General features: G+C 56.7%; 6 protein-coding genes and 2 pseudogenes. 1 reads left to right on the top strand and 7 read right to left on the bottom strand.

The window, feature by feature from the left end:
- The 6 genes and pseudogenes from AC0KW6_RS22780 to AC0KW6_RS22805 all read right to left on the bottom strand — a co-directional run.
- Nucleotides 1-353: transposase (locus AC0KW6_RS22780; RefSeq protein ID WP_474036207.1), on the bottom strand; the 353-nt coding region annotated here is incomplete at its 3' end.
- 64 nt (nucleotides 354-417) lie between these two features.
- Nucleotides 418-675 (bottom strand): annotated as a pseudogene (locus AC0KW6_RS22785) (type IIL restriction-modification enzyme MmeI); the annotation flags it as partial.
- A gap of 242 nt (nucleotides 676-917) precedes the next feature.
- The gene (locus AC0KW6_RS22790) at nucleotides 918-1187 is read right to left on the bottom strand and encodes a Txe/YoeB family addiction module toxin (protein ID WP_474036208.1); all 270 of its coding nucleotides are present in this window, start codon (nucleotides 1185-1187) and stop codon (nucleotides 918-920) included.
- Complete coding sequence (locus tag AC0KW6_RS22795) at nucleotides 1184-1435, bottom strand: type II toxin-antitoxin system Phd/YefM family antitoxin (protein WP_260098719.1); 252 nt, start codon at nucleotides 1433-1435, stop codon at nucleotides 1184-1186. The genes AC0KW6_RS22790 and AC0KW6_RS22795 overlap by 4 nt, the downstream gene beginning before the upstream one ends.
- A 156-nt stretch (nucleotides 1436-1591) precedes the next feature.
- On the bottom strand, nucleotides 1592-2224 hold the full coding sequence (locus tag AC0KW6_RS22800) for a tyrosine-type recombinase/integrase (RefSeq protein WP_474036209.1): 633 nt from the start codon (nucleotides 2222-2224) through the stop codon (nucleotides 1592-1594).
- Between the two features lie 112 nt (nucleotides 2225-2336).
- Nucleotides 2337-2471: a hypothetical protein gene (locus AC0KW6_RS22805; RefSeq protein WP_474036210.1), complete on the bottom strand. Its 135-nt coding sequence runs from the start codon at nucleotides 2469-2471 to the stop codon at nucleotides 2337-2339.
- 61 nt (nucleotides 2472-2532) lie between these two features.
- Here AC0KW6_RS22805 and AC0KW6_RS22810 point away from each other — a divergent pair.
- Nucleotides 2533-3700, top strand: a pseudogene (locus AC0KW6_RS22810) (IS256 family transposase).
- Nucleotides 3701-3908: 208 nt separating this feature from the next.
- Here AC0KW6_RS22810 and AC0KW6_RS22815 read toward each other — a convergent pair.
- Nucleotides 3909-4411: IS3 family transposase (locus AC0KW6_RS22815; RefSeq protein WP_474035266.1), on the bottom strand; the 503-nt coding region annotated here is incomplete at its 5' end.

Consider the following 4411-nt stretch of genomic DNA (forward strand, 5'->3'; position numbering starts at 1 on the left):
GGCGCGATCTGAAGCGATGGCGCCCGCCGGCAAAGCGTCGAAAAATCCGGCACGGGGAGGTCCGTCTGCATGAGCCGCAGCAGACTGCGGACAAAGCCCTGCGTTTGGCGAAGCGGCAAGCCGGACACGGCGCGCAGGGTCAAGCAGGTCTCGATCGCCAGATCAGAATATCGTTGTTGACCACCGCGCTTGCCAGAGCGCGCTGCGCACCACCGAGACACCGCGTCTTCGCTGAACCAGACCGTTACGCCACCACGCTGGCGGAGCACCTCGTTGTATTCGGCCCAGTTCGTCACACGGTACTTTGCCTTCGCAAACTTATCCCGCCGCGACGCGTTGAATTTGAAAGGCATCCCAGCATCCCGCAGTCAAGTCGAAGGACCAGCTACGCATCGGAAACGATTTATGCAACACGCTCGCTTTGGTTGTCGCGGGGCTGGATTTGAGCGCGGCCAGAGTTTCAGACACATTGCCCGCCGCGCAGGACTTCAGGTGGATGTTGTTCGTTTGCAGAACGCCGTCCAGGTCGGATTTGTTCGATGTGCCCGAGCGAAGGCGCTTGAGTGTGGTTTCCTTGTTGCCGAACGCGAGCAGGAATTCATAAGGAAATTCAACTGCATCAAACGGTTGCTCTGCCAGTTGAGATATGGCTTCTTCGATTTCAACAGCGTTCATGCGCGGCCTCGTACGCGTTATTCAATGGCTTGGGCGCTGATAACAAGAAATCCCCCCGCTCGCATTTGTAAAACAATCATCGAGTCAGGGGCGGCATCCTGTTGCTCTCAGCGGTAATTGTCTAAGGCGACCGTGCAACATCAGTATCCGGTTTGGGGTGGAAAGCTAGGTAAAGAGTCAAGGCAAGGGCCGTGAAGCATATTCGTGCCTAGTACTGGACAGATAGCAAAGAGCCCGATCGATCAGTAGTGATAGCGCAGCTGGGCGATCTCCAAGCTCTGTGCATCACCTTTGCCGCTGACGCGATAGACGAACCTGTGTTCAGCAGTGATCCGGCGGGACGACCAGCCGCTCAAATCGCCTTTGAGAGGTTCAGGCTTGCCAATACCCTTAAAGGGCATCCTTCTCGCCGCCTTGAGAAGCTCGTTCACGCGGTCGAGCCCCTTTTCATTGCCCGGAGACTGCCACCACAGGTAGTCCTCCCAGGCATTGTCGGAAAAAGTCAGCTTCACAGATCGATATCGCGCTCAGTTCCGTTGCCCGCGTCAAGCTGCGCGATGGAAGATTGAAGGCGGCGCGCGTTCGCTGGGCTGCGCTGCAGGTGAAGAGTTTCCTGAATAGCGTTATATTCATCCAAGGACATCATCACGACAGCCTCGCGCTTTTTGCGGGTGACGACGACGTCAACGTTATCGTGGATAACACGATCCATAACGTCCTTCAGAGATGCGCGTGCATCGGTATAGGTGATAACATCCATGGGGGCCTCGCTTGGTGTGCTACACATATATGCACAGAATTCTGTACATGTCAATGATTGAGAGTTAGGACCCTCTCCTCCCATTGGAGCCTTGCCTATGGCTCGGCAGGTCAGAGGCAAGGCCTTGGGTATAGATGTGTTGGACATCAAGGCGTGCTAGATCTCGACGCTTTCGGAAATTGACAAGGCATCTTCCAGATCAACACCTAAATAACGGACAGTGCTATCCATTTTGGTATGCCCAAGAAGAAGCTGAACCGCTCGGAGATTCCCGGTTTTGCGATAGATCTGAGCCACCTTGGTACGCCGCATCGAATGGGTCCCATAGGCGCTTGGTTCCAGGCCAATGGATTTCACCCAATCCCGAACCAGCCGCGCGTACTGGCGCGTGCCTATGTGGGGCCGATCATGCAATCTTCCAGGCCAAAGAAACTCCGAGTTCTTCATTATTGGCATATCCAGCCAGGCCTGAAGCGAAGATCGGGTCCCTTCAGTAATCTCGAACCGAACCGGCTGACTGGTTTTGCTTTGGGTTATTGACGCGCGTTCTTTCACATGGTCGGCTGCAAATACGTCAACAACACGCAAACGGACGAGATCACATCCTCTCAGTTTGCTGTCTATTGCTAAGTTGAATAGTGCCAGATCTCGCACCTGATTGGAGAGTTCAAGGCGAACGCGAATTGCCCAAACATGCTTGGGCAGCAAGGGACGTTTTTGGCCTATAATCCGCCCTTTGTTCCAGGGAGTGCGACGCATTCGAATTGCGGGAAGATTAGGAATTGACATAGTTGGTCCTCCAGCCACCGCAACCCTCCACATCCTCGGCATTTCGCCAATGGTCTATGGATAGCATTTTTGAAGCCCATCTGTAGGTCGAAAGAATTCGATGTATTCTGCACTAGAGGGTAATAATGTGAAAAGTCTGCTTTTCTTCGCTGCAATGCAGCAGGGTGGCGACAGGAGCAAAAAAGGTTAGTGTCCATGGACGTGGTGTAATTTCAGCGCCTTCAGCGGTGTGATCCTGGGTGGCCATCGAGGTGTATGGTCGAGGTGGAGTTTCGACGCTTCAAACCACGAACCACACGGAGACCCCGATGACCAAGACCAACATGGACCTTTCCGAGCTTCTCGCAAAGCAGGACGGCGGAGACTTTCTGCGCGCCGTTGCTGAAGCCGTGCTTCAACTGATCATGGAGGCCGATGTGGAGGGCCTGATCGGAGCTGGAAAACACGAGCGGGCCGATCAGCGCACAACATGGCGAAACGGGTAATCTCAAGGTCCCCAAACTCCGGCAGGGCAGCTACTTCCCCGGCTTTCTGGAGCCCCGCAAAACGTCCGAAAAGGCCTTGGTGGCCGTGATCCAGAAGGCGTGGATCGGCGGCGTCTCGACCCGCCGCGTTGACGAACTGGCGCAGGCGATGGGACTGCAGGGTATATCCAAGAGCACGGTGTCGAAGCTGTGCAAGGACATCGACGAACGCGTGAATGAATTCCTCAACCGCCCGCTGACCGGCGATTGGCCCTATGTCTGGCTCGACGCCACCTACCTGAAGGTCCGTCAGGGCGGCCGGATCGTGAGCGTCGCGGCCATAATCGCCGTTGCCGCCAACACCGACGGGCGCCGCGAAATCATCGGCCTTGGACTGGGTCCCTCGGAGGCAGAAACCTTCTGGATGGACTTCCTGCGCGGCCTGAAAGCCCGCGGGCTCGAGGGCGCCAAGCTGGTGATCTCGGATGCCCACAGCGGCTTGCGCGCGGCTATTGAACGGGTGTTCGAGGCCACTTGGCAGCGCTGCCGCGTTCACTGGATGCGCAACGCCCTCGCGCATGTGTCCCGCGGCCAGCACACGGTCGTTGCCGCGGCAATCCGGCAGGCCTTCGATCAGCCTGACCGCGCATCCGCCGGGGAAACCTGGCGCCGCGTGGCCGACCAGCTCCGCGGGCGATGGCCCAAGCTGGCCGCTCTTATGGACGAAAGCGAGCACGATGTTCTGGCCTATATGGCGTTCCCGCGCCAGCACCGCACCAAGTTGCATAGCACCAATCCGATCGAACGTCTGAATAAGGAAGTGAAGCGGCGCGCCGACGTCGTCGGGATCTTTCCGAACGAGGCGTCCATCATTCGCCTGATCGGCGCGGTGCTGTTCGAGCAGAATGACGAATGGCAGACCGCCAGCCGCTACATGATGGTCGAGGCCTTCGCCGAAATCGACGCAGAGGAGACTGATCCCATTCTCAGCCTATCATCCCAAGCCGCCTGATCATGACCTCAGGCCATCTGGGAAATTACACCAGCTTGACGGACGTGACCCAAAAAAGAAGCTCTGACTTTGCAGCGGCAGCTTCCTGCGCACCTCTACCCCTGGTGCTGACTGCAGCATTGAAGGCAGCGCGCCAAGTCGGTTCAACGGCAGCTTTTCGGAAGCCGGTGGAGTTCGTCCCGATATCCGGACAGTTTGATTATTGACCCTATGCTGCGCTTTTCCAAGTCATGGTTTCGTAGGCTTGCGCGGGGGTTAGGTAGCCGATTGCGGAATGACGCCGCTGGCGATTGTAGAAGACCTCAATGTATTCGAAGATCGCCGCCTTTGCCTGGACGCGCGTTTTGAAGCGCTCCCTATGAACCAGTTCCTTTTTCAGTGATGCGAAGAAACTTTCCATTGGAGCGTTATCCAGGCATTCGCCCGTACGGCTCATGGATTGCGTGATGCGTGCCGCCCCGAGCAATTTGCGGTATTCTTCTCCTGCGTATTGCACGCCGCGATCCGAATGATGAATGAGCCCTGGAACCGGTCCACGGCGCCCCAGGGCCATGTTCAAGGCATCACAGCACAGTTCGGATCGTAGATGATCGTCCATTGCCCAGCCGACGATTTCACGTGTTGCCATGTCTTTGATAGCGGCGGCGTAGAGCCATCCTTCGTCCGTATCGACGTAAGTAATGTCAGCAAGCCAAACCCGGTTTGGAACGG

Source organism: Leisingera sp. SA215 (assembly GCF_055902035.1).

Bases quoted from the DNA above. Each gene is read 5' to 3' on its own strand.
- AC0KW6_RS22800 (WP_474036209.1), bottom strand. From the start codon at position 2,224: ATGTCAATTCCTAATCTTCCCGCAATTCGAATGCGTCGCACTCCCTGG.
- AC0KW6_RS22795 (WP_260098719.1), bottom strand. From the start codon at position 1,435: ATGGATGTTATCACCTATACCGATGCACGCGCATCTCTGAAGGACGTT.
- AC0KW6_RS22805 (WP_474036210.1), bottom strand. From the start codon at position 2,471: ATGGCCACCCAGGATCACACCGCTGAAGGCGCTGAAATTACACCACGT.